Annotated in this window: 23 protein-coding genes and 1 pseudogene; 10 read left to right on the forward strand and 14 right to left on the reverse strand. The window is 71.1% G+C overall.

Going from position 1 to position 26,791, the window contains the following annotated elements; genetic code table 11:
- The first annotated feature begins 8 nt into the window (after positions 1-8).
- From cydB to M4D54_RS00535, 4 genes are all read left to right on the forward strand, one after another.
- Positions 9-1,109, forward strand: coding sequence for a cytochrome d ubiquinol oxidase subunit II (cydB, locus tag M4D54_RS00520; RefSeq protein WP_193866842.1), 1,101 nt, complete (start codon positions 9-11; stop codon positions 1,107-1,109).
- Between the two features lie 68 nt (positions 1,110-1,177).
- Positions 1,178-2,959 carry a thiol reductant ABC exporter subunit CydD gene (cydD, locus tag M4D54_RS00525; RefSeq protein ID WP_193866843.1) on the forward strand — a complete coding sequence of 594 codons (1,782 nt, stop codon included), beginning with the start codon at positions 1,178-1,180 and terminating at the stop codon, positions 2,957-2,959.
- Positions 2,956-4,767 carry a thiol reductant ABC exporter subunit CydC gene (gene cydC / locus M4D54_RS00530; protein ID WP_259889457.1) on the forward strand — a complete coding sequence of 604 codons (1,812 nt, stop codon included), beginning with the start codon at positions 2,956-2,958 and terminating at the stop codon, positions 4,765-4,767. Before cydD ends, cydC begins: the two co-directional genes overlap by 4 nt.
- Positions 4,764-5,912 carry a sensor histidine kinase gene (locus M4D54_RS00535; RefSeq protein WP_259889459.1) on the forward strand — a complete coding sequence of 383 codons (1,149 nt, stop codon included), beginning with the start codon at positions 4,764-4,766 and terminating at the stop codon, positions 5,910-5,912. The genes cydC and M4D54_RS00535 overlap by 4 nt, the downstream gene beginning before the upstream one ends.
- Before the next feature lie 57 nt (positions 5,913-5,969).
- On the opposite strand, the gene M4D54_RS00540 is transcribed toward M4D54_RS00535, so the two are convergent.
- The 7 genes from M4D54_RS00540 to M4D54_RS00570 are packed head-to-tail and all read right to left on the reverse strand — an operon-like array spanning position 5,970 to position 10,852.
- Positions 5,970-6,557, reverse strand: coding sequence for a response regulator (locus M4D54_RS00540; RefSeq protein WP_396121458.1), 588 nt, complete (start codon positions 6,555-6,557; stop codon positions 5,970-5,972).
- Between the two features lie 32 nt (positions 6,558-6,589).
- Positions 6,590-7,612, reverse strand: coding sequence for a bifunctional DNA-formamidopyrimidine glycosylase/DNA-(apurinic or apyrimidinic site) lyase (gene mutM, locus M4D54_RS00545; protein ID WP_193866916.1), 1,023 nt, complete (start codon positions 7,610-7,612; stop codon positions 6,590-6,592).
- A 3-nt stretch (positions 7,613-7,615) separates the two neighbouring features.
- Positions 7,616-8,368 (reverse strand): ribonuclease III, encoded by a 753-nt coding sequence (gene rnc / locus M4D54_RS00550; protein ID WP_193866917.1) that lies wholly within the window; start codon positions 8,366-8,368, stop codon positions 7,616-7,618.
- Complete coding sequence (locus M4D54_RS00555; protein WP_259889465.1) at positions 8,368-8,994, reverse strand: DUF177 domain-containing protein; 627 nt, start codon at positions 8,992-8,994, stop codon at positions 8,368-8,370. Before M4D54_RS00555 ends, rnc begins: the two co-directional genes overlap by 1 nt.
- A gap of 41 nt (positions 8,995-9,035) precedes the next feature.
- On the reverse strand, positions 9,036-9,527 hold the full coding sequence (gene coaD, locus M4D54_RS00560) for a pantetheine-phosphate adenylyltransferase (protein WP_259889468.1): 492 nt from the start codon (positions 9,525-9,527) through the stop codon (positions 9,036-9,038).
- Positions 9,528-9,546: 19 nt separating this feature from the next.
- Entirely contained in the window at positions 9,547-10,143 is a 597-nt protein-coding gene (locus tag M4D54_RS00565) for a GNAT family N-acetyltransferase (RefSeq protein ID WP_259889470.1), read from the reverse strand.
- Positions 10,133-10,852: a hypothetical protein gene (locus M4D54_RS00570; RefSeq protein WP_259889472.1), complete on the reverse strand. Its 720-nt coding sequence runs from the start codon at positions 10,850-10,852 to the stop codon at positions 10,133-10,135. Before M4D54_RS00570 ends, M4D54_RS00565 begins: the two co-directional genes overlap by 11 nt.
- Positions 10,853-10,967: 115 nt before the next feature.
- Between M4D54_RS00570 and M4D54_RS00575 the strand changes: the two genes are divergently transcribed.
- The 3 genes from M4D54_RS00575 to M4D54_RS00585 all read left to right on the forward strand — a co-directional run bounded on the left by M4D54_RS00575 (position 10,968) and on the right by M4D54_RS00585 (position 16,162).
- On the forward strand, positions 10,968-11,507 hold the full coding sequence (locus M4D54_RS00575) for a GNAT family N-acetyltransferase (RefSeq protein ID WP_259889473.1): 540 nt from the start codon (positions 10,968-10,970) through the stop codon (positions 11,505-11,507).
- Between the two features lie 136 nt (positions 11,508-11,643).
- Positions 11,644-12,663, forward strand: coding sequence for a LacI family DNA-binding transcriptional regulator (locus tag M4D54_RS00580; RefSeq protein WP_259889475.1), 1,020 nt, complete (start codon positions 11,644-11,646; stop codon positions 12,661-12,663).
- Positions 12,664-12,733: 70 nt separating this feature from the next.
- Complete coding sequence (locus M4D54_RS00585; protein WP_259889477.1) at positions 12,734-16,162, forward strand: DEAD/DEAH box helicase; 3,429 nt, start codon at positions 12,734-12,736, stop codon at positions 16,160-16,162.
- 41 nt (positions 16,163-16,203) lie between these two features.
- Here M4D54_RS00585 and M4D54_RS00590 read toward each other — a convergent pair whose 3' ends face one another.
- Entirely contained in the window at positions 16,204-16,812 is a 609-nt protein-coding gene (locus tag M4D54_RS00590) for an RsmD family RNA methyltransferase (protein WP_259889478.1), read from the reverse strand.
- A gap of 1 nt (position 16,813) precedes the next feature.
- On the reverse strand, positions 16,814-19,081 hold the full coding sequence (locus M4D54_RS00595; protein ID WP_259889479.1) for an ATP-dependent DNA helicase RecG: 2,268 nt from the start codon (positions 19,079-19,081) through the stop codon (positions 16,814-16,816).
- Positions 19,082-19,370: 289 nt separating this feature from the next.
- On the opposite strand from M4D54_RS00595, the gene rpmB reads away from it, so the two are divergent.
- Positions 19,371-19,565: a 50S ribosomal protein L28 gene (gene rpmB / locus M4D54_RS00600; protein WP_017824130.1), complete on the forward strand. Its 195-nt coding sequence runs from the start codon at positions 19,371-19,373 to the stop codon at positions 19,563-19,565.
- 162 nt (positions 19,566-19,727) lie between these two features.
- On the opposite strand, the gene M4D54_RS00605 is transcribed toward rpmB, so the two are convergent.
- Genes M4D54_RS00605 through M4D54_RS00615 form a run of 3 tightly spaced genes read right to left on the reverse strand, consistent with a single transcriptional unit; the run spans position 19,728 to position 21,906 of the window.
- Positions 19,728-20,510, reverse strand: coding sequence for a phosphotransferase family protein (locus tag M4D54_RS00605; RefSeq protein WP_259889481.1), 783 nt, complete (start codon positions 20,508-20,510; stop codon positions 19,728-19,730).
- Positions 20,483-20,812, reverse strand: coding sequence for a hypothetical protein (locus M4D54_RS00610; protein ID WP_259889483.1), 330 nt, complete (start codon positions 20,810-20,812; stop codon positions 20,483-20,485). The genes M4D54_RS00605 and M4D54_RS00610 overlap by 28 nt, the downstream gene beginning before the upstream one ends.
- A complete protein-coding gene (locus M4D54_RS00615) occupies positions 20,809-21,906 on the reverse strand; it encodes an NAD(P)-dependent alcohol dehydrogenase (protein WP_259889485.1) in 1,098 nt (365 codons plus the stop codon). The genes M4D54_RS00610 and M4D54_RS00615 overlap by 4 nt, the downstream gene beginning before the upstream one ends.
- A 120-nt stretch (positions 21,907-22,026) precedes the next feature.
- Here M4D54_RS00615 and M4D54_RS00620 point away from each other — a divergent pair, with 120 nt between their 5' ends.
- Positions 22,027-24,216 (forward strand): potassium transporter Kup, encoded by a 2,190-nt coding sequence (locus tag M4D54_RS00620; protein ID WP_259889488.1) that lies wholly within the window; start codon positions 22,027-22,029, stop codon positions 24,214-24,216.
- Between the two features lie 355 nt (positions 24,217-24,571).
- Here the strand turns inward: M4D54_RS00620 and M4D54_RS00625 are convergent, their stop codons facing one another.
- Together M4D54_RS00625 and M4D54_RS00630 are read right to left on the reverse strand one after the other, a co-directional pair.
- Positions 24,572-25,501 carry an IS3 family transposase gene (locus M4D54_RS00625; protein WP_259889491.1) on the reverse strand — a complete coding sequence of 310 codons (930 nt, stop codon included), beginning with the start codon at positions 25,499-25,501 and terminating at the stop codon, positions 24,572-24,574.
- Positions 25,502-25,518: 17 nt separating this feature from the next.
- The gene (locus M4D54_RS00630) at positions 25,519-25,836 is read right to left on the reverse strand and encodes a helix-turn-helix domain-containing protein (protein WP_010080477.1); all 318 of its coding nucleotides are present in this window, start codon (positions 25,834-25,836) and stop codon (positions 25,519-25,521) included.
- An 85-nt stretch (positions 25,837-25,921) separates the two neighbouring features.
- Between M4D54_RS00630 and M4D54_RS00635 the strand changes: the two are divergent.
- Positions 25,922-26,791, forward strand: a pseudogene (locus M4D54_RS00635) (HNH endonuclease); the annotation flags it as partial.

Below are 26,791 nucleotides of genomic sequence, written 5' to 3' on the forward strand. Positions count from 1 at the left end.
GGACTGTCATGGACATGATCGATCCGACCTTGCTGCAGACGCTGTGGTTCGCGCTGATCGCCTTCTTCTTCCTGGGTTACTTCCTGCTGGAGGGTTTCGACTTCGGGGTGGAGATGAACGTCCTCGCCCTGGGCAAGGGGGACACCGAACGTCGCGGCACCATCATCTCGACCATCGCCCCGATCTGGGACGGCAACCAGGTGTGGCTGCTGGTGGGCGGCGCCTCGATCTTCGCGGCGTTCCCCGAGTGGTACGCCACCCTGTTCTCCGGCTTCTACCTGGCACTGCTGCTGCTCCTGGTGATGCTGATCGTGCGGGTGTGCGCCTTCAAGTACCGCGCCAAGCACGACACCCCCACCTGGACGAAGACCTGGGACTGGGTCCACATCCTCTCCGGCTTCCTGCCGGCGCTGCTGTGGGGCGTGGCCTTCGCCAACATCGTCAGGGGCGTGGCCATCGACGGCAACAGCTGGGTGACCACCTCCCTGCTGGGCCTGCTGAACCCCTTCGGCCTGCTGGGCGGCATCGTGTTCGTGCTGCTGTTCTGGCTGCACGGCACCTTGTACCTCACTCTGCGCACGGTGGGTGAGCTGCGCGAGGACGCCAACCGCCTGGCCGGCATCCTGATCCTGCCCACCATCATCGCCGGTGCGGCCTTCCTGATCTGGTACCAGCTGGCCTACTCCAACTCTGCCCTCACCTGGCTGCCCTTGCTGGTGGCGGCGGTGGCCCTGGTGGCGGTGGCAGTGCTGAACCGGATGCGCCGGGAGGGCGCGGCCTTCATGGCCTCCCTGACGGCGATCGGAGGGGCGGGTGTGACGCTGTTCGGTGGGCTGTTCCCCTACGTGCTGCCGGCCACCAACGACGCCGCCAACTCGCTCACGGTGGCCGGAGCCTCCTCCAGCGAGCACACGCTGCTGGTGATGACCATCGCCGTGGTGGTGTTCATGCCGATCGTGCTGGCCTACGAGATCTGGTCCTTCTGGGTGTTCCGCCACCGCATCGCCGGCCCAGACGACCCCCAGCCGCCCGGCCTGGTGGAGCGTGCTCGCGGCGCCTACCGCGAGGCCTTCGACCAGGACGGCGGTCGCCGCCACGCCGAGAGCTGAGAGCCTGACGGTGCCGCGGGGACCCTCGGCACGCCGAGCAGTCCCTCCGCCCTGTCAGACTGTCCACGATGACAACCTCGATCTCGCGCCCGCCTGCCCCGCCGCCCGCGGGGACGGCGGGCGCGTCCGCCCCCACCCCGAAGCGGGCCTCCCGCGCCCCGCTGGACCCGCGCCTGGTCCGCGAGGTCAGGGCCGCCCGCAGCCACGTGGCCCGCACCACCGTGCTGGGCCTGGTGCAGGCCGGCTGCGTGATCACCACGGCCCTGGTGATCGGCCGTCTCGGCGCCTCACTGCTGGTGGACCGTGAGCTCCCCCAGGCCGCCCCGGCACTACTGGGAGTGCTCGCGCTGGCTCTGGCGATCCGGGCGCTCGCGGTGCTGGTGGAGCAGCGCACCGCCCATCGGGCCGCCACCGACGCCATCGCCCAGCTGCGCTCCCGCATCGTGTCCCACGCCGCCCAACTGGGCCCGCGCAGCTCTGCCGGTCGCGGAGCGGACCTCACGGCCCTGGCCACCACCGGCGTGGAGAACCTGCGCCCCTACCTGGTGGGGTACGTGCCGCAGCTGCTGCTGAGCCTCACCGTGACCCCGCTGTGCCTGCTGACCATCGGCCTGCTGGACCTCACCAGTGCTCTGATCGCCCTGTTCACCCTGCCCCTGGTGCCGCTGTTCATGATCCTGGTGGGCAAGCTGACGGTGGGCCGCTCCGAGCGCCTGCTGGCAGACATGCGCACCATGTGGGCCCAGATGCTGGACCTGGTCGACGGGCTGCCCACCCTGCGCGCCCTGGGCCGGGAGAAGGGCCCCGAGAAGGTGGTGCGCAGTCTCGGCGACCGCCACCGCGCCTCCACCATGGGCTCGCTGAAGTACGCGTTCCTCTCCGGGATGGTGCTGGAGCTGCTGGCCACGCTGTGCGTGGCGCTGATCGCGGTGAGCATCGGCATGCGCCTGGTGTACGGGCACATGGACCTGGCCCCGGCGCTGGCCGTGCTGGTGCTGGCGCCCGAGGTGTACCAGCCGCTGCGCAACGTCGGCTCCCAGTACCACTCCTCGACCGACGGCCTGGCCGCCGTCACCGCGGCCTTCGAGGTGCTCGACGAGCCCGTCACGGCCGACGGCCGCACGGAGGCTCCCGACCTGCGCACCGCCACCCTGGCATTGCGCGGGGTCACCGTCGCCTCCCGCGACGGCCTGGCCCCCTACCGCGCCGAGGTCACCGTGCGCCCTGGTCGGGTGCTGGCCCTCACCGGCCCCTCGGGGTCCGGGAAGACCACGGCCGTGCACGTCATGCTGGGGCTGCTGGAGCCCGCGGAGGGCCGCGCTGAGGTGATCGCCGCCGACGGCACCGCCGTGGACGTGCGCGAGCTGCGCCGACGCTCCCTGTGGGACCAGGTGGCGCTGCTGCCCCAGCGTCCCGTGCTGCCCGCGGGCACCATCCGCTCCGTGCTGCTGTCGGCCCGCCCCGGTACGAGCGAGGGCGAGGTCGCCCGTGCCGCCGCGGCAACCGGCCTGGACGCCGTGGTGGCCGAGCGCGGCTGGGATGCGGATCTGGGCCGCGCCGGCGCCGGCATCTCCCTGGGAGAGCGGCAGCGCCTGGCCCTGGCCCGCGCCATGCTCTCCCCCGCACCGCTGGTGGTGCTCGACGAACCCACCGCCCACCTGGACGGGGCCACCGAGCAGGTGGTGCTGGACCTCATCGCGGACCTGCGCCGTCAGGGACGCACCGTGGTGGTGATCGCCCACCGCTCCCGCCTGGTCGACATCGCGGACGACGTCGCCGAGGTGCAGGCCCGCCACACCCGCGATGCCGAGCACCCGGCCGGGCACGAGCACCAGGAGGTCGCCCCGTGACCACCTCCCCCGATCTGGCCCTGCGCCGCGCCGAGAGAGCGCTGGAGATCCCCCGCGCCCGACTGGCCGCCGCGGTGCTCTCCGCCTGCGCCACCCTCGCGGCTGCCTTCGCCCTCGCCGCGGTCTCCGCCTACCTGGTCACCCGCGCCTGGACGATGCCCCCGGTGCTGGACCTCACCGTGGCCGTGGTGATGGTGCGCGCCCTGGGCGTGGCCCGCGGCGTGTTCCGCTGGCTGGACCGCATGACCACCCACGCGGTCGCGCTGCGCGGCGTGGTCTCCCTGCGCACCAACCTGTTCACCGCCCTGGCCGCCCGCACCGACGACACCCTGACCCGGCTGCGCCGCGGTGACCTGCTGGCCCGCATCGGCGACGACGCCCAGGAGCTCGCCGACCACGTGATCAAGGCGATCGTGCCGGGCATCGTCTCGGTGGTCATGTTCGTGGTGGTGCTGGCCACGATCATGCCGATGTCGATGCTGGCGGGCCTGACCATGGCCGCATCGCTGGTGCTGGCCTCGTTGATCGCTCCGCTGGCGGCCTACCGCGCCTCACGCATCTCCCAGGACGCGGTGGTGACCACCCGTTCCCAGGTCTCCGCCAGCGCGCTGGAGATCCTGGACGACGCCACCAGCCTGCGCGTGGACGGCCGCCTCGACGCCGCCCTGGGCACGCTCGCCGCGGAGCAGTCAGCGCACGACGCCGCGATCGACCGCGCGGCCCTGCCCAGTGCGGTGGCCTCCGCCGCCGTTCCCGCCTCGATGGTGCTGGCGGTGCTCGGCTCACTGCTGGCCGCCGGTGCCGCCTGGCTGGACGGCGGTGCCTCCGCCGGGCAGATCGGCGTGCTGCTCCTGCTGCCGCTGTCCTCCTTCGAAGCCGCCTCAGCGCTCCCGGCGGCCGCCTCCCAGTACGCCCGCTCCCGCGCCGCTGCCGCCCGGCTCGACGCCGTGGTCCGGCCGGACGCGGCCCTTGCGTCGCTGGAGGCGCGCACCGAGAGCGCGGCGTCGACCGAGCTCCCCGCAGACAACGAGCCGGCCGTCGCGCCGTCCGCTGCAGTCCCGTCCCTCGCCCCCACCGCGCATCTGCGCGCCGTGGGCCTCACCGCCGGTTGGAGCCCCGAGGCCCCGCGCGTGGCGGGCCTGGACCTCGACCTGCCCCCGGGCTCCCGCCTCGCGGTCGTCGGCGCCTCCGGCAGCGGGAAATCCACCCTGCTGGCCACGCTCGCCGGTCTGCTGTCCCCGCTGGCCGGCGCCGTCCAGCTGGACGGCACCGACATCGCCTCCCTGCCGCCGCATGCCGTACGGCAGAAGGTGGTGATGTTCGCCGAGGACGCCCACGTGTTCGCCACCAGCGTGCGGGAGAACCTGCGGGTGGTGCGCGGCGACCTGGACGACGACACCGCCCATGCCGCCCTGCGTGCCGTGGGCCTGGAGGACTGGGTGGCACAGCTCCCCCGCGGACTGGACACCATGCTGGGCCCGGACGGCACCACCGTTTCCGGAGGCGAGCGTCGACGGCTGCTGCTGGCCCGAGCCGTGATCCGAGGCAACGGGATCCTGCTGCTGGACGAACCCACCGAGCACCTCGATCCCGCCCGCGGCGATGCCCTGCTGCGCTCGCTGCTCACCCCCGCCGACGACACCCTGGTGCCCTCCGGCACCACCGTGGTGGTGGTCACGCACCGCGCCGAGGCGATCCCCCCGGCCACCCCCGTGCTCCACATCGGACCCGGCGCACGTGCTGAGCTGCATGCTGCCCGCACCGCCCGCCCCACCCGCTCCGGTTCCGCATCCCAGGAGGATCGATGAGTCAGGACCTGCTGCCCCCCGCCCGCGCCGACCGACCCCGCGTGCAGGACCTGGCCGAGGCCGTGCTGGCCGGCGGCGACACGGAGGACCTGCTGCAGCTGCTGGTCGCCTCCGCCCGCACCGACCTGGCACCCGGCGACTCCGTGCTGGTGATGCCGCTCGAGCCCGGGACCTGGACCGTGGAGATGGCCGAGGGGCCCAGCGCCACGGATCTGCTGGGACAGCTGCTGGACCCGCAGTCACCGGCGTTCCTGGCCCTCGCAGCTGCCGACAACGACGCACTGGAGGCGATCGGCGCCCTCGCCCTGGACCCGGATGCCCCCGCCCCCTCCCGCGCCCTGCTCGCGGTGGTCGACGCTGCCGAGCACGGGCGTGGGTTCCTCGCCGTGCTGCGCGACCGGGATCAGCAGCACATCGCCTTCACGGCGGCGGACAGGGAGCGACTGGACTCCCTGGCCGGACTGATCGCACTGACCCTGCGCGGCCCCTCCCTCGGTTCCGGCGAGGTGGACGACGAGCGCAGCCGGATCGCCCGCGACCTGCACGACCTGGCCATCCAGGAACTGTTCGCCGTGGGCATGGAGCTGGAGGCCCTCACCGAGGCGCTGTCCTCCCCCGGGGAGGAGCCCACCAACTCCCGGATCCGCAGCTCGGTGGCGACCTCCGTGCAGGGCGTGGAGAACGCGGTGGCCCAGATCCGGCAGATCGTCCAGTCGCTCCGGCGTGAGCGCACGGAGGCGACGCTCACCGAGCGGCTGCGTCACGAGACAGGGCTGGCCACCGCCGGCCTGGGCTTCGTCCCCACCCTGCGCCTGCCCACCCGCCCGGCCGAGCTGGACTCGGAGCTGCCCGGGGAGATCGCCGAGGACGTCGTGGCGGTGGTGCGGGAGTGCCTGGCCAATGCCGCGAGGCATGCGCATGCGACCGCTGTGGCGGTGTCGGTGAGCGTGTTCAGCGAGGGTGTGGACCGCGTGGTGCAGGTGAACGTCTCGGACAACGGGCGCGGCATCGATCCCACGGTGACCCGCCGCAGCGGTCTGGCGAACATGTCCAGCCGGGCGCGCCGTCACGCGGGTTGGGTGGACGCGTTCAACCTGGAGCCGGGCACGATGATCTCGTGGAGGGTGACGCTGCCGCCGCAGTGAGCGGGGCATCGGTCACCTCTGGCCCAGACGGCCCAGACGCCCACTACCGCCTGGCGCTCACTTCCAGCCGGCGCGGCGGCGGGCCGCCACCATGGCGGCCACCTGGGTGCGGCGCTGCATGCCGAGGGCCTGCAGGATCACGGTGACCCGGTTCTTGACCGTCTTCTCCGCGATGCCGATGCGCTCGGCGATCTCCCGGTTGGAGTGGCCGTCCCCGATCAGCTCGACGATGCGGCGATCGGACTCGGACAGCTCGGGCTCGTCGTCCGCATGGCCGTTCGGCCACACCGTGCCGCCGCCGTGCACCGTCTCGATGGCGCTGACGATGTCCTTGGAGCGGGCGGACTTGAGGATCAGCCCCGCGGCACCGGCGGCGCGGGACTCGCGCAGCGCCGCGTCGTCGTCGAAGCTGGTGAGCACCAGCATGTTCTGCTCGGGGTTCAGCTCACGCGCGGCGCGCATCACGTCGATGCCGGTGCCGTCGGGCAGCTGGAGATCCACCACCAGCACGTCGGGGCGGATCGCCGGAAGTCGGCGCGTCGCCTCCGCCACGGAGGAGGCCTCACCCACCACGGTGAGGGACGCGCTCGAATCGATCGCGGTGACGATGCCGCGGCGCACGACCTCGTGGTCGTCCACCAGCATCACGCGGATCGGGCCTCGCTCATCGCTCGATGTCACTGAGGGTCCTTCCTGGCTCGTGCCGTCGCTGGGGGACGGCCGACTGCTGTGGGCGGGCGCTGGCATCCGGGACAGTAATGGCTCGATCGCCCTTGATGCATGGTCCGCCGGATCAACCTACCGCACCTGGGGCAGGGATTTCCTGCACGACCGTAGGCGTTCAGCGATCGGGCGAAGTAGCCGCTGCGCCCGTCGACGTTGACGTAGAGGGCGTCGAAGCTGGTCCCGCCGTGGTCCAGGGCCCGTTCCATGACCGCCGCCGCGGCCCGCAGGATCGACAGCGCCCGCCGCTGGGACAGGGCGTTGCCGGGGGTGTCGTAACGGGTGCGAGCCGCCCACAGCGCCTCGTCGGCGTAGATGTTGCCGATGCCGCTGACCACGTCCTGGCTCAGCAGCAGGGACTTCACGGCGCTGCGGCGCGAGCGGAGGGTGCGTGCGATGGCGGGCAGGTCGGCCGCCGGGTCCAGCAAGTCCCGGGCGATGTCGCGGGCGTCGGCCGGCAGCAGGTGGTCGGGGCTGCCCGCCCCGGCGATGGCGCCGTCGGGCGACTCGGTCAGGGGGCTGGTCCACAGGCCGCCGAAGATGCGCTGGTCGATGAGGTCGATCGCGGTGCCGGTGTCCAGGTGCAGGGTGAGGCGGCGGTGACGCAGCGGGTCAGGAGCCGGGCCCTCCGATCCCGGAGCGGAGGCGAGCGCGGGTACCGCGGCGTCGGCGGCGGGATGTGCGCCGCGCACCCGCCACTGGCCGCTCATGCCCAGGTGGCTCATCAGGGCCTGCCCCACGTCGCTGCCGCCGCTGTTCGAGGCGCCCGGCTCCTCGAGCCTCCACCACAGGAACTTGCCACGCCGCGCCAGGGCGCTCAACCGGTTCCCCTCGACGGCCTCGCGCAGGCGGTCCGCGCCGCCCACCTGGCGGCGCAGGATGCGCGCATCGAGCACCTCGACCCTGACGACGGTCCGGCCGACGGTGTGGGGCAGCAGCCCGCGCCGCACCACCTCCACCTCGGGCAGCTCGGGCACGGCTCAGCCTCGCGGGATCAGGGTCTCGCCGCGCTCGGCGAGCACGGCCCGCACGGCGTGCTGGGCGGCCACCAGTTCGGCGTCCTTCTTGGAGGGGCCGTCCCCGCTGGCGGTGACCACCTCGGGCACGGTGACGGTGGCGGTGAAGACCTTCTGGTGCTCGGGCCCGGTCTCGGTGATGCGGTACACGGGAACCGTGGCGGTCTCCGCGGCGATCTCCTGCAGGCGGGTCTTGAAGTCGTACCCGGCCTCGAGGAACTCGTCGGAGTCCAGCAGGGGGCGCAACAGGTCCAGCACGAAGCGGCGGGACACGTCCTGCCCACAGGCCAGGTGCACGGCACCGATCACGGCCTCGGTCGTGTCGGCGAGGATCGAGGCCTTGGAGCGGCCGCCGGAGAGGTCCTCACCGCGGCCCAGCTTCACATACGCCCCCAGGTCCACCCGGGAGGCGACCATCGCCAGGGCCCGGGTGTTGACGGTGGCGGCGCGACGGCGGGCCAGGTCACCCTCGGGCAGCCCGGGGTGGGCGGCGTAGAGCTCCTCGGTGACCGCGAGCTGCAGCACCGCATCACCCAGGAACTCGAGGCGTTCGTTGTGGGTGGTCAGCGCGTTCTCGTAGGCGTAGGAGCGGTGCACGAGAGCCAGGTCCAGCAGGCCGGACTCGGCGAGGTCAGCACTCTGGGCGCCGTCCAGCGGCAGGGCGCGCAGCAGGCCGCTCGGATCCGCGGCCGGGGTGGTGCGGCGGGATCGCGCCATCAGGCCCGGTCCTCCGGGCCGCCGTCCCGGCCGGTGGCATCCGCGGCGGTGGTGCCGGCGGATCCCTCGTCGCTGCCCTCCTCGAGCAGGCCCTGCAGGGCGGCCCAGCGGTCGTCGATCACCACGTGCTCGTGGTCCGGGTCCTCCTCCATGCGGAAGCCGCACTGGGGGCACAGGCCCGGGCAGTCGGGGCGGCACAGGGGCCGGTCGTCGGCCTCCAGGGCGAGGGCGTCGCGCGCCAGCGGCCCGAGGTCCACCTCGTCCCCGTCGAGCATCACGGTGTCCTCGCGCTCGTCGGGCTTGACCTTCTCGGGGTACATGAACAGCTCGTCGATGCGGGCCTCGATGTGGTCTTCGACGGGGTCCAGGCAGCGCGAGCACTCCCCCGCCAGATGGGCGGTGACGGTGCCGTGCACGTAGATCCCCTCGACCACGGACTCGAGCTCGGCCTGCACGGCGACGGGCTCCCCCTCGGGCACCTGCATGGCGGGCCCGCCGGCGTCACGGGCGGCCGCGGCGACGGTGCGCTCCACGTGGCGGTGGGAGCCGGTGCGGCCGATCAGGTCCACCGCGTCGAATCGGAGGTCGCTGTCGAAGGGCGAGCCGGCGGTGTCGGTCGAGGACATGGCGGAGCACTCCTTTTCTGGTGGGGGCGGGAAGGGACTGTTCAGGATACGTTCCCGGCGGCGGCGAGCGCGTCCAGGGAGGGCGCAGGGAGCATGTCGGTCACGTCACCGCCCAGCTTGTGCACCTCCCGCACCAGGGACGAGGAGATGTGGGCGTAGCGCGAGTCGGTGAGCAGGAAGATCGTGTCCACACCGGCCAGGTGGCGGTTCATGCGGGCCATGGGCTCCTCGTAGGCGAGGTCCAGCTGGGAGCGCAGCCCCCGCACCACGGCACCGGCCCCCACCTCGCGGCAGAAGCCCACCAGCAGCCCGCTGCCCAGGGTGCGCACCTCCACGGCGGAGTCGAGGCCTTCGTTCGCGAGGCAGGCGGTGATGGCGCGGGTGCGGGCCTCCACATCCAGCAGGCCCTTCTTGGAGGGGTTGTGGGTGACGGCGATGACCACCCGTTCGGCGATCGCGGCGGCCCGCCGGGTCAGGTCGTGGTGCCCCAGCGTGTAGGGGTCGAAGGAGCCGGGCAGGACGACGGTGCGCATGGTGGCAACTCTAGTGCTCTCACGTGCTCGGTCTCGGCGAGCGGTACTCGCTCGCCAACAGGGCGAAGCTCATGCCGTCCAGCCAGCGACCGCTGCGGTGCAGGGATTCCTCACGGAAGTGCCCTTCCAGGCGCATCCCGATCTTCTCCATGATGCGGCGGGAGGCGAGGTTCTCGGCGAAGCAGTTGCCCTCCACCCGGCGCACGCCCAGTCCCTTGAACGCGATCTCGACCAGCCCGGCCGCGAACTCGGTGCCGTAGCCCCGGCCGTGGCTCGCCGGGTCCAGCACCCAGCCCAGCTCTGCCTGCTGCCCGCGTGCCTGCTCGGCCATGTCGGCCTGGGACCAGGCGTCCTGCCGGTCCACCTTGCCCACCGCGATGATGCGGCTGCCCAGCAGGCCCACCACCGACGAGGGCAGCTTCGCGGACCACCGCTCGCGGTGCTCCTCGAGGCTGCGGGACAGGGCGGTGGTCCACTGCTGCACCTCGGGCAGCCCGTACCAGGGCCAGATCGCATCGGCGTCCTCTGCGCGGCCGGGCCTCAGCTCGAGGCGCTCGGTGCGCAGCGGCCAGTCGAGGTCCGCCAGGACTGGGTGGGTGCCGTGATCAGCGGTCACGGTGATCGGCGGTGCTGCCGGACCCGTCGGCGGGGGTGCGGTCGCTGGGCTGTGGGCGGTCCGTATCACGTGCGGTGCTCTGCTCGGCGCGGGTGCCATCGACGGGACGGCGCTCGCCGGTCGGACGAGGCGCTTCAGCGGAATGGGGGTAGCGAGGGTCGTCCGTGCGGCCGGTCTGCTCGGCGACCGGCAGCCGCTTGGGGGCGATCAGCACGAGGCCGAGCAGCCCCAGAAGGGTGAGCAGGAGAGCGGGCACCATCGCGTACCAGTGCAGGTTCAGCAGGATCTCGCCCAGCTGCCCGTCGAGCCGGGCACCGAAGAACGTCAGTCTCGTGTACACCCCGGCAGAGGAGAGCGAGTAGTGGACGACCGGCAGCACCAGCCGCAGGAAGGCTCCGAGGAACAGCAGCAGCGCGGCGAGCTTGACAAGCGCCCGGTACCGCCCGATGCAAGCGCCGGCGAGCAGCATCGTGAGCCCGCCCAGCACCAGTGCCACTGCGCTCCCGATCATCGCCATCATCTGGGCGTCCGCATCGGCGGGCGGCTTCCAGATGCTCACCGCGGTCGCCGTGGATCCGAGCACCAGCAGTGCCGTCTCCACCAGGAGCAGCACGAAGAGCAGGAAGCCCACCACGACGGTCATCCACTGGAGCTTTCGGCTGGGCCGACGGTAGGCCGTGGGGTGGGAGTCGGCGACGGCGCGGCTCATGGCAGTCCTCCTGACAGGCTGTGGTCACAGGAAAGTAGCACCGCACCAGGAGATCGGGAGGAAGGCGCTCCACGCCCCGCCCGGCTGGTCGTGGCCGATCCTCTACGGTGAGTCCATGCCGATCCCCCTCCCCCTGACGACCGACCGTCTCTGCCTGCGCACCTACCTGCCGGACGATGTCGATGCGCTGCTGGCCTACTACTCGGACCCTGCTGTGGCCCGCTACCTGCTGGACGAGCCGTGGGTCGAGGAGTATGCGCGCCAGGAGGTCGAACGGCGCCTCGTGCGCACCGGCCTGCGCAGCGACGCGCGGTCCCTGGCCCTGGTGGTCGAGCACCAGGGCCAGGTGATCGGGGACCTCGCGATCTGGCTGAATGACTCCACCGGGCGCAAGGCCGAGATCGGCTGGGTGTTCTCCGCGCAGGCGGCGGGGAAGGGCTACGCCACCGAGGCCGCCACCGCGCTGATCGACGCCGCTTTCACCCACCACAACCTGCACCGGATCGAGGCCCAGATGGATGCCCGCAACAGCGCCTCCGCACAGCTGTGCGAGCGGCTGGGCATGCAGCGCGAGGCACACCTCCGCCAGAACTGGTGGATGAAGGGTGAGTGGACCAGCACCCTGGTGTACGGCGTGCTGGCCTCGGAGCGCTGACGCCGGTCCAGCAGCGCCTCCCTGTGGCCGAACTGGCCGGTCAGTCGGTGACCTGCCCTTGATTGCTCTGTTTTTCGTGCTGCAGCGATACTGGCAGGTGGACCTGGCAGCAGGAGCGACGAAGGGGTGAGCGAGCGTGAAACGTCCTACGATCGCGGAGGTCGCTAGGCGAGCAGGTGTGTCGACAGGAACCGTCTCGCGCTACCTCAACGGCGGGCATTGGGTCTCCCCTGCTTCCTCCGAGTCGGTTCGTCGAGCAATCGAGGAGACCGGGTACGTCGCCAACACCACCGCTCGCCAGCTGCGCACCGGGCGCAGCGGGACGGTCGCGTTCCTCATCGACGAACGTCCCGCGAAGTTCTTCGACGACCCGAACTTCGAGACGCTCGTCGCCGGTGTCAGCGATGCACTCTCGGCTGTGGACATGTCGATGGTGATGCTGCTCGCCGGCGATGCCGAGAACGTGCGGCGAGTGGAGAAGTTCCTGCGAACCAGCGGCGTGGACGGCGCCGTGACGATCTCGGTTCATCCTCGGCATCACCTGCTCGAGCGGGTACTGGACACGCGGGTCCCCCTGGTCAACTGCGGGTTCCCTCGCTCCTTGGAGACACGCGTCTCCTACGTCGCCGCTGATGAAGCACAGGGAGCGACCCTGATGGCGCACCATCTGCTCGAACAGGGCGCCACCCACGTAGGGGTCATCGCCGGCCCAGAGGACTCGCCCGGCGGGAGCCTCCGGCGTGACGCCTTCCAGAGGATCATCGATGAGAGCGGACAGTCGGAGATCGTCACGGTTCTGCACGGTGAGTACACGCGCAGCTCCGGGCGCCGGCTAGGAACCGAAGCTCTTACTGCCTCCCCGCACATCGATGCCATCTTCGCTGGTAGCGATGCGATGGCTGCGGGGGTGCTCGACGCTGCGCGGGATCTTGGTCGCCCCGTTCCTGACTCGCTCATCGTCGGAGGCTTCGACGATTCGGCGTTCGCGACCGGGGCCGACGTACCACTGACGACGATCCATCAGCCCTTCGATCAGATCAGCACCGAGTTGGTATCCGTTCTGCAACGAGAGATCTCCGATGGCTACCGGTCCGCTGTGACAGTTCCGGTCAAGCTCGTCGAGCGGTTGTCGACCAAGCGCCCCGTCACCCACTGAGGTCCGACTCCGCCATGTCGCTGGGACCCGGCGCAACGCAAGAGTCACCCCCAGGTGGCACCATGAACGCATGACCGAACGGCTCGCGACCCCCTACATCAGCGAGCAGTCGATCATTCAGCTGGTAGGGGCGGCGAGTGCACAGCGCGGGAAGGCCTACGCCCGCTCGGGCGCGGCCTCCATCGTGGAGTGGGAGCACCCGGATGCCGGCGGGGACCGCGGCACCCTGATCGGCACTGTGCACGGCACGGAGCCCCGCCCGTACACCACCGTCGTGGATCTCAAGGTCGGCACCCATGTGCGCAGCCTCGGGGTCGACGCCTGGGAGCCCTACCGCGCCACCTGCACCTGCCCGGTCAGCCAGGACTGCAAGCACGCCGCCGCCCTACTGTACACGGCCACCACCCAGGCGATGCGGGAGCGCCTGGCCACATCGCCTCCCCGCGCCGGCTCGAACGCTCCTGCGCAGGCCCACCACACTCGTCCCGCCCCGGTGCCACCCACGTGGAAGCAGCTGCTGAACCCACTGGTGCACGACACCGCCGCCGATGCCGCAGCGCCGCTCGCCCTCGGGGTGGAGCTGCGCACCGAGTTCGGCGGCTTCGGCTTCTCCCGCTTCGGTGCCCAGCCTGCGTCGGCCGAAGCGATCCGCGAAGGCGCCGCGGTGTTCGCGAGCCTGCGGGTGCTGCGCCGCGGCAGCCGGGAGAACTGGATCAAGGGCGGGCTAACATGGAAGAAGTTCCAGTACAGCAGCCCAGTGCTGGGAATCCGCGAGGATCACGCCGACCTGGTGGCCCGCCTGGTGCGGCTGCACATGGCCGAGAATGTCTACGGCATCGATCCGGGGGAGCTGCTGCGCCTGGACTCCTTCCGCAGCGCCGAGGCGTGGAGCCTGCTGGAGGAGGCCCGCCGCCTCGGCATCGAGATGGTGGGGCAAGGCGTGCTGGAGAGCGTGGAGTGGATCGAGCCGGTCACCGCCGCACTGAACGTGGAGCGCGCGGCCGAAGGACTGGAGCTGAGCACGCTCACCCTCTCCTCCGCGGGTGAGCCCCGCACCGATCTGCGGCCCGCCGGTGCCGGCGGATTCATCGCGGTGCAGCTGGACGACAGCACCACCGGCAGCGCGCCTGCGGTGCGCCTGCAGCTGGCAATGGCGGCCGAGCCCGTTCCCGAGGCCCTGCGCAGCCTGTTCCGCTCTCGTGACTCGGTCACTGTTCCCGCGGCGGAGGTTCGGGATTTCCTGGAGGACTACACGCCGCAGCTGCGGGCCGTGGTGGCGCTCCACAGCCTGGATAGCTCGGTCACCTTCCCCGAGCCGCCGGCGCCGCGGCTGCAGCTGACCGTGCACCACCGCCGCGGGGATTTTACCGAGCTGGTGTGGCGGTGGCAGTACCGGGCGCCCCTGCGCACCCTGCCGCTGCGACACGTGCATGGCATCACCCGCTCTGCCATCGGCCGCGACGTGGACCACGAGGAGCGGGTGCTGGCGGAAGTGGTGGCGCTGTGGCCCCGGGCCTTCGACGCCGAGGAGGCCACGCTGCACGAGGTGGAGAGCGCGGCGTTCGTGGAGCACCTGCTGCCCCGGCTGGCGTCCCTGGCCGATGTGGACGTGATCGAGCACGGCACGCGCCCCGGGTACCAGGAGCTCACCGGGACACCGCACCTGCGCATCACCCAGGTGGAGAACGCGCGCTCGGACCGCACCGACTGGTTCGACCTCGGATTCGAGATCACCATCGGCGAGCACCAGGTGCCGTTCACCGCGATCTTCACCGCCCTGTCCCAGGGCAAGAAGTCCGTGCTGCTGCCGGACAAGACCTACGCCAGATTGGACCACCCCACCTTCGACAGGCTGCGCGAGCTGCTGGCGGAGGCGGAGGCCATGCCGGAGTGGGAGCCGGGAGCCCCCGGCATCGGCCGCCACCAGGTCACCTTCTGGGAGGACTTCGAGGATCTCGCCGACGAGTCCACCACCGCCGTTTCCTGGCGGCGCAGCGTGGGCGCACTGTCCGACCTGCAGGAGATCCCCTCCCCCGCCCCTCCCTCCGGGCTGCAGGCCACCCTGCGGCCGTACCAGCGCGAGGGCTTCGCGTGGCTCGCCTTCCTGCACCAGCACGGCCTCGGCGGGATCCTCGCCGACGACATGGGCCTGGGCAAGACGCTGCAGACCCTCGCGCTGATCCTCCACGCCCGCGAGGCCGGCGCTGGGACCCCGCCCGGGGCCGACACGGCCGGCCGGCCCTTCCTGGTCGTGGCGCCGTCCTCGGTGCTGTCGGTGTGGGAGTCCGAGGCAGCCCGCTTCGCTCCCTCCCTGGACCTGCGGGTGCTGGCCACCACCTCGGCCAAGCGCGGCACTCCCCTTGCCAGCGCGATCGACGGAGCCGACGTGGTGGTCACAAGCTACGCGCTGCTGCGCCTGGACCAGGAGGAGTACACGGCCCTGGACTGGCAGGGCCTGGTGCTGGACGAGGCCCAGTTCGTGAAGAACCGCACCGCGAAGGCGCACCGGGCGGCGGCCGAGGTGCGGGCACCGTTCCGGCTGGCGATTACCGGCACGCCGATGGAGAACTCGCTGACGGACCTGTGGTCTCTGCTGTCGCTGACCGCTCCCGGCCTGTTCCCGTCGATGCCGCGCTTCCGCGAGGAGTACGTCAAGCCCATCGAGAAGCACGACGGCTCCCAGGACTCCCGCGCCAGGGCCGATCAGCGCATGGCCCGGCTGCGCCGTCGGATCCGGCCCTTCGTGCTGCGCCGCACCAAGGACGTGGTGGCCACGGACCTCCCGGAGAAGCAGGAGCAGGTGGTGCGGGTCCCGCTGGAGCCCCAGCACCGCCGGCTCTACGAGCAGGTGCTGCAGCGGGAGCGGCAGAAGCTGCTGGGCCTGGTGGAGGACCTGGACCGCAACCGCTTCATCGTCTTCCGCTCCCTCACGCTGCTGCGGATGCTGGCATTGGATCCTGCGATCGTGGACCAGGAGCACGCCGCGGTGCCCTCCTCGAAGCTCGAGGCGCTGATGGGCAAGCTGGAGGAGGTGCTCGCCGAAGGGCACCGAGTGATCGTCTTCAGCCAGTTCACCTCGTTCCTGACCCGGGTCGCCGAACGGCTGGAGCAGCAGCAGGTGCCGTTCTCCTACCTCGACGGCTCCACCGACGACCGCGCCGGGGCCATCGCCTCGTTCCGCGAGGGCGAGCTGCCGGTGTTCCTGATCAGCCTCAAGGCCGGCGGGTTCGGCCTCACCCTCACCGAGGCCGACTACGTGTTCCTGCTGGACCCCTGGTGGAACCCGGCGGCGGAGGCCCAGGCCGTGGACCGCGCCCACCGCATCGGCCAGCAGCGCAGCGTGATGGTGTACCGGATGGTCGCCGAGGGCACGATCGAGGAGAAGGTGGTGGCGCTGCAGCAGCGCAAATCAGCCCTGTTCAGCTCGCTCACCGACGGTGACGCCGCCTTCCAGAACGTGCTGAGCGCCGAGGACGTGCGGGACCTGCTGCGCGAGTGAGTGGCCCTGGCCTCTGCGCACCACGGGCTGTGCCGCCCGCCTCAGGCCGGCCCGCCGTACTGCAGCGCCGTCTCGCCGTAGCTCTTGGTGCCGTCGTCGACGTAGCCATCGGGCCAGGAGATCGGCCTGGTGCGCGAGGACCGCTCCACCACCACTACCGCCTCGGGGGCCAGCGCCGGCAGCAGAGTGACCAGCAGCGACTCGACAGCCTCGGTGCTGACCTCGTAGGGCGGGTCGATGAAGACCAGGCCCCAGCCGGTACCGGCATCGGTCCCCGCCCGTCCAGTAGGCGCATCATCGCTATCGACTCGTGCGGCGGCGAGGCCATCGACCACTGTCTCTGCCCGTGCTGCCCTCACCTCGGTGCGGTCCCCGAGCCCGAGCGCCTTCGCGGAGCGACGCAGCTGCTGGGCGCTCGCACCGTGCGTCTCCACCAGCAGTGCGCTGCGCGCCCCACGGGACAGCGCCTCGAAGGCCAGCGCCCCGGTGCCGGCGTACAGGTCGAGCACGCGCGCCCCGTCGATCGCGTCCCAGCCGGCCAGGCGGGAGAACAGCGCCTCCCGCACCCGGTCGGTGGTGGGGCGAGTTCCCTTGCCGGCGCTGCCGGGGATGGGGCGGCCTCCCAGCTCGCCCGCGATGATGCGTGGCATCTCAGCTCCTCTCCACCTCGGGGTCGGCATCCCGCAGCCGTCGTTCGATGGCGGCCACCAGGTCGGGGTGAGTGAGCAGGTCCGGGTCCACGCCCACCACGGCCAGGGCGTCCTTGCGCGCACGCTCGATCGCGTCCACGTCCCGCAGCACGTCCAGGTACCGCAGGGTACGCCCCAGCCCGGACTGCTCATCGCCCACCAGGTCCCCGGCCCCGCGGTGCTGAAGGTCCAGTTCGGCCAGGGCGAAGCCGTCGGCCGCGCCCGCGATCTGCTCGAGCCGCCGGGAGGTCTCCGAGCCGGGTGCGGCGCGGGTGTCGAGGAAGGCGATGCCCGGGTGGGCACCGCGGCCCACGCGACCGCGCAGCTGGTGCAGCTGGGAGACGCCGAAGCGCTCGGCGTCCAGCACGATCATCGCCGAGGCGTTGGGGACGTCCACCCCCACCTCGATCACGGTGGTGGCCACCAGCACGTCCACCTCGCCGGCGACCACCCTCTCCATCACCGCCTGCTTCTCCTCGGTGCTGAGCCGGCCGTGGAGCACTGCGATGCGCGCCCCGGCGAGCTCGGACCGCGTGCGCAGCCGTTCGGCGGTCTCGGTGACCCCGCGGGCGGGCAGGGCGGGCTGCTGCTGGGTGGACCCGAGGGTCTCCGGGTCGAGCACCGGTTGGCGCTGCTGTGCCGCCCGAGCGCCGACTGCGGCGGCGGGGCTGTCGGCGCCGTCGCCCTCCGTGCCGGTCTCGTCGATGCGCGCGCAGACGACGAACACCTGGCGGCCGGCCGCGATCTCCTCCCCGGCGCGCTGCCACATGCGCTGCTCCCACGCCGGATGATCCTCGTGCACCACGAAGCTCTCCACCCCGGCGCGCATGCCGGGGCTGTCCCGCAGGGTGATCACGTCGAGGTCGCCCACGGTGGCCAGGGCGGCGGTCCGCGGGATCGGGGTGGCGGTCATGACCATCATGTGAGGGCTGATGCCGCCGGGTCCCTTGGTGCGCAGTCGCCGGCGGTGGTCCACCCCGAAGCGGTGCTGCTCGTCGATCACCACCAGGCCCAGGGAGGCGAAGTCCACCCCTTCGGTGAGCAGCGCATGGGTGCCGATCACGATGCCTGCCTCACCGGAGGTGACGTCCAGCAGGGTGCGGCGGCGCTGCGCGGTGCGCTGGGACCCGGTGAGCAGTCGCACGGCGGTGGCATCGGGGTGCGCATCCAGCTGACCGGCTCGGGCCAGGTCCCCCATCAGCTCGGTGATGGTGCGGTGGTGCTGCTCGGCCAGCACCTCGGTCGGGGCCAGCAGCGCGGCCTGGTGGCCGGAGTCCACGGCGCGCAGCATGGCGCGCAGCGCGATCACCGTCTTGCCGGATCCCACGTCGCCCTGGAGCAGCACGCTGGTGGGATGGTCCCGCTCGAGCCGCTCGGCGATCTCCGCCCCCACGTACTGCTGCCCCTCGGTCAGTGCGAAGGGCAGCCGCTCCTCGAAGGCGGGCTGGAGGGGCCCGTCGGCCCGCAGTGCGGGGGCGGGGGTGCGGGCGTCGGCCACGCGGCGCTGCGCGAAGATCGTCTGCAGCACGAAAGCTTCCTCGAACACCAGGTGGCGCTTGCCGCGGTCCACGTCCTCCCAGGTGAGCGGCTGGTGCAGCAGGCGCATGGCCTCCGGCAGGCGGTCGATGCCGCGACGGTCCAGCAGCTCCCGGGGCACGGGCTGCTCGAGCTTCTCCACGTGGTTCAGGGCCTTGACCATCGCGCCCCGCACGGTGTTCAGGGGGATGTTCTGCTTGAGGGGGTACACGGGCCGGGGGCGCCGTGCACGGATCCGGCCGGCCTCGGTGTCCTCGAACGCCTCGTACTGCGGGTGGCTGAGCTGGGGGCGCTCGGCGACCTTGTCCCACCCCACGGTGCCCCACAACAGGATCAGGTTCCCGGGCACCAGGGTGCGTCGATGCCAGGAGACCAGCCCGGGGTTGGTGAGGAAGAAGGTCAGGGTGATCTCGTCGGTCTCGTCGGTGACGCGGGCCTCGAGGATGTGCCCCTTGCGGCTGCGCATGCGGCGGTCCTTCACCGAGACCACCCGCACCTCGGCGCTGACGTGCATGCCCACGTGCAGATCCCGCAGCTGCTCCAGCGGAGCGGGGGTGACGTAGCGGCGGGGTGCCTGGCGCAGCATCGTGTCCAGGTCGGTGAGGCCCAGCGTCCTCATCGCCTTGGCCTCCTTGTCCGTCAGGAACGAGGTGAGCAGGGGCGAGAGCTCGGGAAGCTTCCGCTTGCTGCTCATCGGGTTCCTCCTGGACGGGGAGACGTGGGAGGATGGACCCACGAACCCGACCATCGTGCCACCTCGGCGGCACCTTGTGTCGGAATCCACAGCCCGGTGCGCCGCCCCTCCCCTTCAACTGGGGTCACCGGGTGGGATACACTTCCCAGGTTGCCCTGACCTCACGGGTGCCTCGTGCGCTCACGATCTCAGGTCACTGCTTCCGAGCGAAGCTCCCGTGCCAGCGGCCGGTGAGCGGACACGGCGGCGGGGGCACCCGAACAGATTTCTATTCCTCAGGAGACTGACAGTGGCTTCCACGTGTGACATCTGCGCCAAGGGCCCGAGCTTCGGCAAGAGCGTGTCCCACTCGCACCGCCGCACCTCGCGCCGCTGGAACCCGAACATCCAGAGTGTGCGCACCCTGATCAACGGCACCAGCAAGCGCCTGAACGTCTGCACCTCGTGCCTCAAGGCCGGCAAGGTGCAGAAGCTCGGCGCCTGAGTTCTCGGCGGGGCTCGCACCCCGTACCGCTCGAAGGCCCCCCGCCCCCCCGGACGGGGGCCGTCGACTGTTCACGGCGGGCGGATCCGCTGGCCCGTCGACGACCGTCCGGCCGTGCACATCGCGGCGTGCCTGCCGGGCCGCGCATGACGGACCGCGAGCTCAGCTGAGCCAGTCGCGGATCTGCTGCTGCACCGACGCGCTGGTTCGGGCGTAGAAGTCCGCCTCGGCCCCGCCCCGCGCGGCGACCATCGCGAAGTGGGCCGAGGAGAAGAACACCTCGTGCAGCAGGTGCGCGTCACGCCGCTGCAGCATCGCGTTCTGCACCCGGGCTGCGCCTTCCGTCCCGCTCCCTGCCACGGGAGCGCCGAGCTGCGCACGCGCCTCGAGGTACACGCCGACCTGTTCCTGGATCTGCTGCGCATCGAGCTGCGCGAACCAGGGATCGGCATGGATCTGACCGCCGATGAAGGCCAGGTCCCGTGCCGGGTCGCCGCGATGGCTCCACTCCCAGTCCACCAGCCGAGGCACTCCCTGCTCGTCGACCAGCACGTTGGCGGCGCTCGCATCACCGTGGACCAGCAGCTGCTCGGCGAGCTCGAAGGAGGGCCGGGTCGACTCGAGGCGCTGCAGGACCAGCGGCCAGAGACCGTCGAGGGTGCGGGCTGCCTCGGGTTCGTTGGTGCGCCACCACTCCATCGCCTGCTGCGCGCTCGCCATGGGGTCCGTGATCGCGACCTTCGACGCGGCGTCCGTGCCGCCGTGCACGTGCAGGCGTGCCAGTTGCCGGGTGAGTGCCGCGACCAGGTCGCTCCCCCACTGCGCGGCGGGAACACGTCGCCCGGGCACCCGGGTGGTGACGACGAAGGCCAGCGGCTCATCGATGGTCGGCTCGTGGGAGCCGATCGGGGTGGCGGTCAGGCCGGGAGGAGCGGTGGCGAGCACCCGCAGCTCCTCGCCCAGGGGGTGGCTGGGCTGAGCTGTGCGACGGGGCGGGTGGGGATCTTCACCACCAGCTCCAGCGCGGGATCTCCCCCGCGGACCACACCCCACGCGATGAACGACTCCCCACTGCCGATCCGAGAAGCGCACACCTCACCCGGGGCAGGCAGCGGGGCATCGTCCGTCTCGTGCTCCGGCCGCGGCGCCGGCGTGGCCGATCGCCACCAGTGGTGGTGGGCGGAGGCCAGGGCCGCCACCTGATCGGCATCGAGCTGAGGAGGGAGCGTGGTGCGTGGATCGGTCACGCGCTGTGCTCCACCTCGGCGTCCTCGAAGGTGGCGGTGTCGATCACGGCCCGGAAGTACACCTCGCCGGCGACAACCTTGTCGTACATCGCGTCCACCTCGGTCACGCCGATGGTCTCGATGTGGGCGGCGATGTCGTGCTCGGCGCAGAAGTCCAGCATCTCCTGGGTCTCCTTGATGCCGCCGATGTTGGACCCGGCCAGCACCTTCGATCCGCCGATGAGGGCGCCGAAGCCGACCGGCTGCTTCTGCGGGGGCAGGCCCACCACGGCCATCACCCCGCGCGGGGTGAGCAGGGAGAGGTACTTGTCCACGGGGATGTCGGCACTGATGGTGTTGAGGATCAGGTCGAACTCACCGCGGTGCTTGCGGAAGAAGTCGTCCTCGGTGGTGGCCAGCATGCGCGTGGCGCCCAGGTCGATGGCCAGCTGCTCCTTCTTCAGGCTGCGCGAGAGCACGGTGACCTCGGCCCCCATCTTGGCGGCGATCTGCACGCCCATGTGGCCCAGCCCGCCCAGGCCCAGCACGGCCACGCGCTTGGCGCGCTCGCCGTCCTCGGTGGCGACCTGCTCGCCGGCGCCCCAGCGGGCAAGGGGCGAGTACGTGGTGATGCCGGCGCACAGCAGCGGCGCGGCCACGTCGAAGCCCAGGGAGTCGGGGATGCTCAGCACGAAGCGCTCGTCGACCACCACCTTCTGGCTGTACCCACCCTGGGTGATGGTGCCGTCGACGTCCTTCGCGCCGTAGGTGCCCACAGAGCCGTTCAGGCAGCTCTGCTCCTGGTCGATGGCGCACTGCTCGCACTCACCGCAGGAGTCGACCAGGCAGCCCACCCCCACGCGGTCCCCCACCTGGTGGCGGGTGACGCCGTCGCCGACAGCCTCGACGACGCCCGCGATCTCATGGCCCACGCACAGCGGGAAGGGTGCCTCGCCCCACTCGTTGCGGATGGTGTGGATGTCGCTGTGGCAGATGCCGGCGGCTTTGATGGCGATCACCACATCGTTGGGGCGCGGGTCGCGCCGCTCGATCTCGGTGACGCGGAACGGCTGGTCAGGGCCGGTCTTCTGCAGTGCCTTGACGGTGAACGGCATGGTGGTTCGCTCCTGGGCTGCGCTGTTGGGAGTCCTACGGTACGCCCTGCTGGTGTGGGCTCGGAGACAGTCGCCCCCGGGGCCTGGACAGCGCCTGCGCACGTGGCATGATTCTCGCTCGTGATCACCCCTCGCGGTGACGGGCCCGGCGAGACGGCCCGCCGAACGAACTCGGATTCTCGCCCCGGCGGTCAGGATGTCGACAGCATCCGCGCCGAGGACTCTTCCACATCGGGCAGCGGCTGGGATGCTCGCCCGGCCCCCCACGCGGAGACAGCCTCCACCATCCTCGACGACGGGGAGCCGACGGCCGCGCCCCCGCAGCACCCGCCGCTCACGGAGCTCGGGCTTCCGCCCCTGCCGGTGGGCCCTGACGTCCGCACCGATCACGACGGGAAGGCTCTGGTGGGGGAGGACGGCCGGGCGCGTCGCCGACTGCCGATGTCGGCCCTGGTGCTGGGGTCGATCGGTGTGGTGTTCGGTGACATAGGCACCAGCCCCCTGTACGCCCTGCAGACCGTCTTCAGCGTGCACCGCGGCGCGGTGGCCCCCACGGAGCAGGACGTGCTCGGCGTGGTGTCGATGGTGCTGTGGTGCCTGATGCTCATCGTGTCGCTGACCTACGTGGGCCTGATCCTGCGCGCCCAAAACCAGGGGGAGGGCGGCATCCTCTCGCTGGCAGCGCTCATACGTCGCAAGCTCGGGGGTGGTTCGCGGCAGGCCGCGCTGGCCCTCGTGCTGGCCGTGATCGGGGCAGCCCTGTTCTACGGCGATTCCCTCATCACACCTGCGATCTCGGTGCTCTCGGCCTTCGAAGGACTCGAGGTGGTCAGCTCCTCGCTGCACTCCTGGGTGGTCCCGGCTGCGGTGACCGTCCTGGCACTGCTGTTCATGGTGCAGCGCTGGGGGACGGGGGCCATCGGACGAGCATTCGGCCCGGTGATGGTCGTGTGGTTCGTGGTGCTCATCGTCATGGGAACGCCGCAGATCATCGCCAATCCCTCCGTGCTTCGTGCTCTGTCGCCCACCTATGCGGTCGGCTTCGCTGTGGACAGGCCCGTCGTCGCGTTCATCGCGATGGGCGCCGTGGTCCTCGCGGTCACGGGTGCCGAGGCCCTCTATGCGGACATGGGCCACTTCGGGCGTCGGCCCATCGCCCTGGCATGGTTCGGCCTGGTCCTGCCGGCGCTGCTGATCAACTACGTCGGACAGGGCGCCATGATCCTCTCCGACCCGGCGACGATCGACAGCCCGTTCTTCCACATGGCCCCGGAAGGGGCGCGGGTACCCCTGGTCGTGCTAGCGACCTGCGCGACGGTGATCGCCTCCCAGGCAGTGATATCCGGCGCGTTCTCCGTCTCGCGCCAGGCCACCAGGGCGTCCCTGCTGCCCCGTCTCAGGGTCATGCAGACCTCTGCCCTGCATGGGGGACAGATCTACGTGCCCGTGGTGAACCTGATCCTGTTCCTGGGCGTGCTGACGCTGGTGCTCGTGTTCCGCTCCTCGGAAGCACTCGCCTCCGCGTACGGTCTGTCGGTCACCGGCACCCTGCTGCTCGAGCTGTCCCTCTTCCTGCTGCTCGCCCTTCGCGTCTGGGCGTGGCCCCTGTGGCGGGTGGTGGCCGTGGCCATCACCGTGGGAGGGCTGGAACTGCTCCTGTTCGCCGCCAATCTTGCGAAGATCGCATCCGGAGGATGGCTTCCCCTGGTCGTCGCAACGATCTGCGTGCTGGTGATGCTCACCTGGCGCAGGGGCTCGCGCATCATGTTCGGCCGTCGCAGCGACATGGAGGGCCCGATCCAGGACTTCGTCGCCCGTGTGCGGACGGACGGCGTACGTCGCGTCCCCGGTTTGGCGGTCTACCCGCACGGAGACCCCGCCACCGTTCCTCTCGCGCTGCGGTCGAACGTCGAGTTCAACCATGCGCTGCACGAACAGGTCGTGATCATCACGGTGAAGAACATCGGGGTGCCCCATGTGCCGCACGACGCCCGTGTGAGTATCTCGGACCTCGGCGATCCGCACGACGGGATCGTCCACGTCCTGTACCGCGTGGGGTTCAACGACTCGCAGGACGTCCCCCAGGCACTGCGCCTTGCGGCCGGCAAGGGCCCTGAGCTCGACGTGGACCCGGATGCCGCGATGTACATGCTCTCGGTGTTCCGCATCGAGCCCGGTTCCGACGGATGCATGCCTCGGTGGCAGAAGTCCCTGTTCAGATCCTTGGAGAAGCTCTCGGCCAACCGCACCCAGGTGCTCCATCTGCCGCCGGCGAGGACGGTGGTGATGGGAGCCGAGGCGGAGCTCTGAGGCGCGCCCGGCCCGGAGCTCGTTCGCCGTGTCCGCCGGCGCCGGCGCCGGCGCGCGACGTGACTGCCGAGACCTCGTCTGCGGCGATCGGTGGGTGGCTGAGCTCGAGGTCCCCCTCGTGGCGTCATCGGCGCTCGTCCCCAGGACTCAGCGAAGCTCCCCCTCAGGGCGTCGTCGCGGTTCCTCCCCGGGGGGTGGTTGTCCCCATTGCGGGGGCCCGGGCTTGGTTTGTCAGTAGGGGTCCATAGAGTAGGTGCCAGACCAAAAGGCCAGGTCACCGGCCGATCGAAGCCAGTAGCAGGACCCACGAGATGCCAGGAGAGAAAGGGGGTGGGTGTGGTGCCATTGTCCCGCGTCAAGTAGTTGGCAGGATTTCCTTGGTTTTGAATGTCGGGGTGGTGGGGTCGGCCAGGCCCAGGTGCACCTCCTTGGGCCGGTTCCATGAGATGGCCTCGTGGGGCCGGAGCTCGTTGTACTCGATCCGGTAGTCCTCGGCCCGCTCGGCGAGCACGATCGCGTCGTCGATCTCGTCCAGGTAGAGCCGTTCGTACTTCAGCGTGCCGAAGCCGCGTTCACGGGACCCGTTCTGCCCCGGGGTCTTCACTCGGGTGCGCACGTGGTGTAGCTCGGGGTGGGCGGCGATGAAGGACTCGAAGCGGAAGGACCGGAACGGCCCGCCGTTGTCCGTCACGATGGTCACCACGGGCAACAGCTCACCGGTCTCGGGATCGACCGGGCAGGCCTCGACCAGCGGGTGACCGAACATGGCCTCGTAGTCGGCCAGGGCCAACTCGATCGCGTCGATCGCGTCGTGCTGGTTCCCGGTGGGCGAAACGTGGAAGGGGTGCTCGTACTTGGACCAGTAGTCCCGGCACCCGGCCAGCCGCCAGGTCCCTCCGGTGGTGGTCTCGAACTCGCTGAAGTCCAGCTGCCAGACTTGGTTCGGACCGGTCGGCTCGGTGGCGAACGCGGCCTTGCGCCGCTCGGCCAGCTTCCGTCGCTCCCGTTGGTACTGCGCGGGCAGAATCAGCCCCTCGTCGCGCAGGATTCGCAGCACGGTCGCCTCGGAAACCACATGCCCGTCGTGGCGGACCATCGCCCAGATCTTCCGATGCCCCCACGCCGGATGGGCCAACGCGTGCTTGACCACCAGTTCCCTGGCGGCCTGCCGTGCCGGTTGCGGCCACGGTCCCTTCACCGCCGTCCCGGTGCGGGCCTTGGCCTGCCAGCGGCGCCAGGTCCGCTCGGGCATGTCGAAGAGCTGGCAGAACCTCGCGGTCGACATGCCCGCTTCCACGCGGATCACCTCGAGGTCCTCGAAGGGCCCAGCCGGCCCTCCGCGGACTTCTTCCACACCCTGGCTTCCAGGTGTGCCTCGCCCAAGGCCTGGGTCAGCTCGGCGACCTCGGCCTCCAGCTGTTCCTCTCGGGAGGATGGTCCGGACCTGCCGGCCACCAGGGCGGTCTTGCCGGCTTCCAGGAACTCGGCCTTCCACCGTCCGATGGACTGCTCACTGACTTTCTCCTTGCGTGCCGCTTCGGCGATGGACATCTCGCCGGCCAGCACGCTCAGCACTATCCGGGTCTTCTTCTCCGCCGGAATCGAGGGTGGTCTACCCATGTCTGACTCTCCTTCAGGACCTACATAACGGCCCTGCCACTAAGTCTGACGCGCGACACCATCGTTCCGGTTCGAGAACGGGGAGTTGATCGAGGAGCCCCCACGCGCCCCGCGCCCCCGCTACGCCCCGATCACCTCCCCCAAGCCCCCGGCCCCGCCCGCGGACCAGGTCCGGGCCCGTCACCCCCTGACCCCGCAGAGCGTGGCTGAGCGGGGCGGTGCGGTGCCGGGCACAGTAGAGGCAGATGCCGCGGTCAGGTTGCTGGGCCTGCAGCGTGAGCAGTCCCGTGAGCATGCCCGGATGCTGCGGGAGCTGGCGCCCTTGTGGATCGCGCCCGCGAACGACGAGGAAGCAGCCGATGACCGGGCCGAATCCGCTGTGGTGGCCGCGGTCGCCCTGCGCACCACCACCAGCCACGCTTCGACCTTGATCCGCCAGGCACACACTGCTGTGCATCATCTGCCGGCCCTGTTCGCCCGGCTCGAGGTCGGGGACCTGCCGGTGGAGTGGCACCAGCGGATCCTCCGCACCACCCGGGAGTTCACTCCCGCCCAGCTGGCGGAGGTGGATCAGCGGGTTTCGGCCTGGGATCTGGCCTCGATCCCCGTCCAGCGGTTCCGTCGTGAACTGCGTGTCCTGGTGGCCTGGCTCCACCAGGCAGGTGAGACCACCCCGCGGCCGGAGGATCAGCGCGAGGTCGCTCTGGAGGGCTCCCCTGTCGATGACGGCACCGCCACCGTCCGCATCACCGGGCCCGTCCCGGAGATCCTCTCCCTGTCACGGCGCCTGGATGCCAGCGCCCGCGCGATCCAGGACCAGCAGCGCCATGCCCTTGCCGACGGCGCCCCGGTCCCCTTCGACCCCGACGGGCAGGCCGCCGCCACCGGTGCGCCGCTGACTCTGGCGGCGCTGCGCTACCTGGTTCTGACCCGCAGTGTGCTGGAGACCGGGGGC

The organism is Brachybacterium sp. p3-SID1565, assembly GCF_025143785.1.
GTDB lineage: Bacteria > Actinomycetota > Actinomycetes > Actinomycetales > Dermabacteraceae > Brachybacterium > Brachybacterium epidermidis.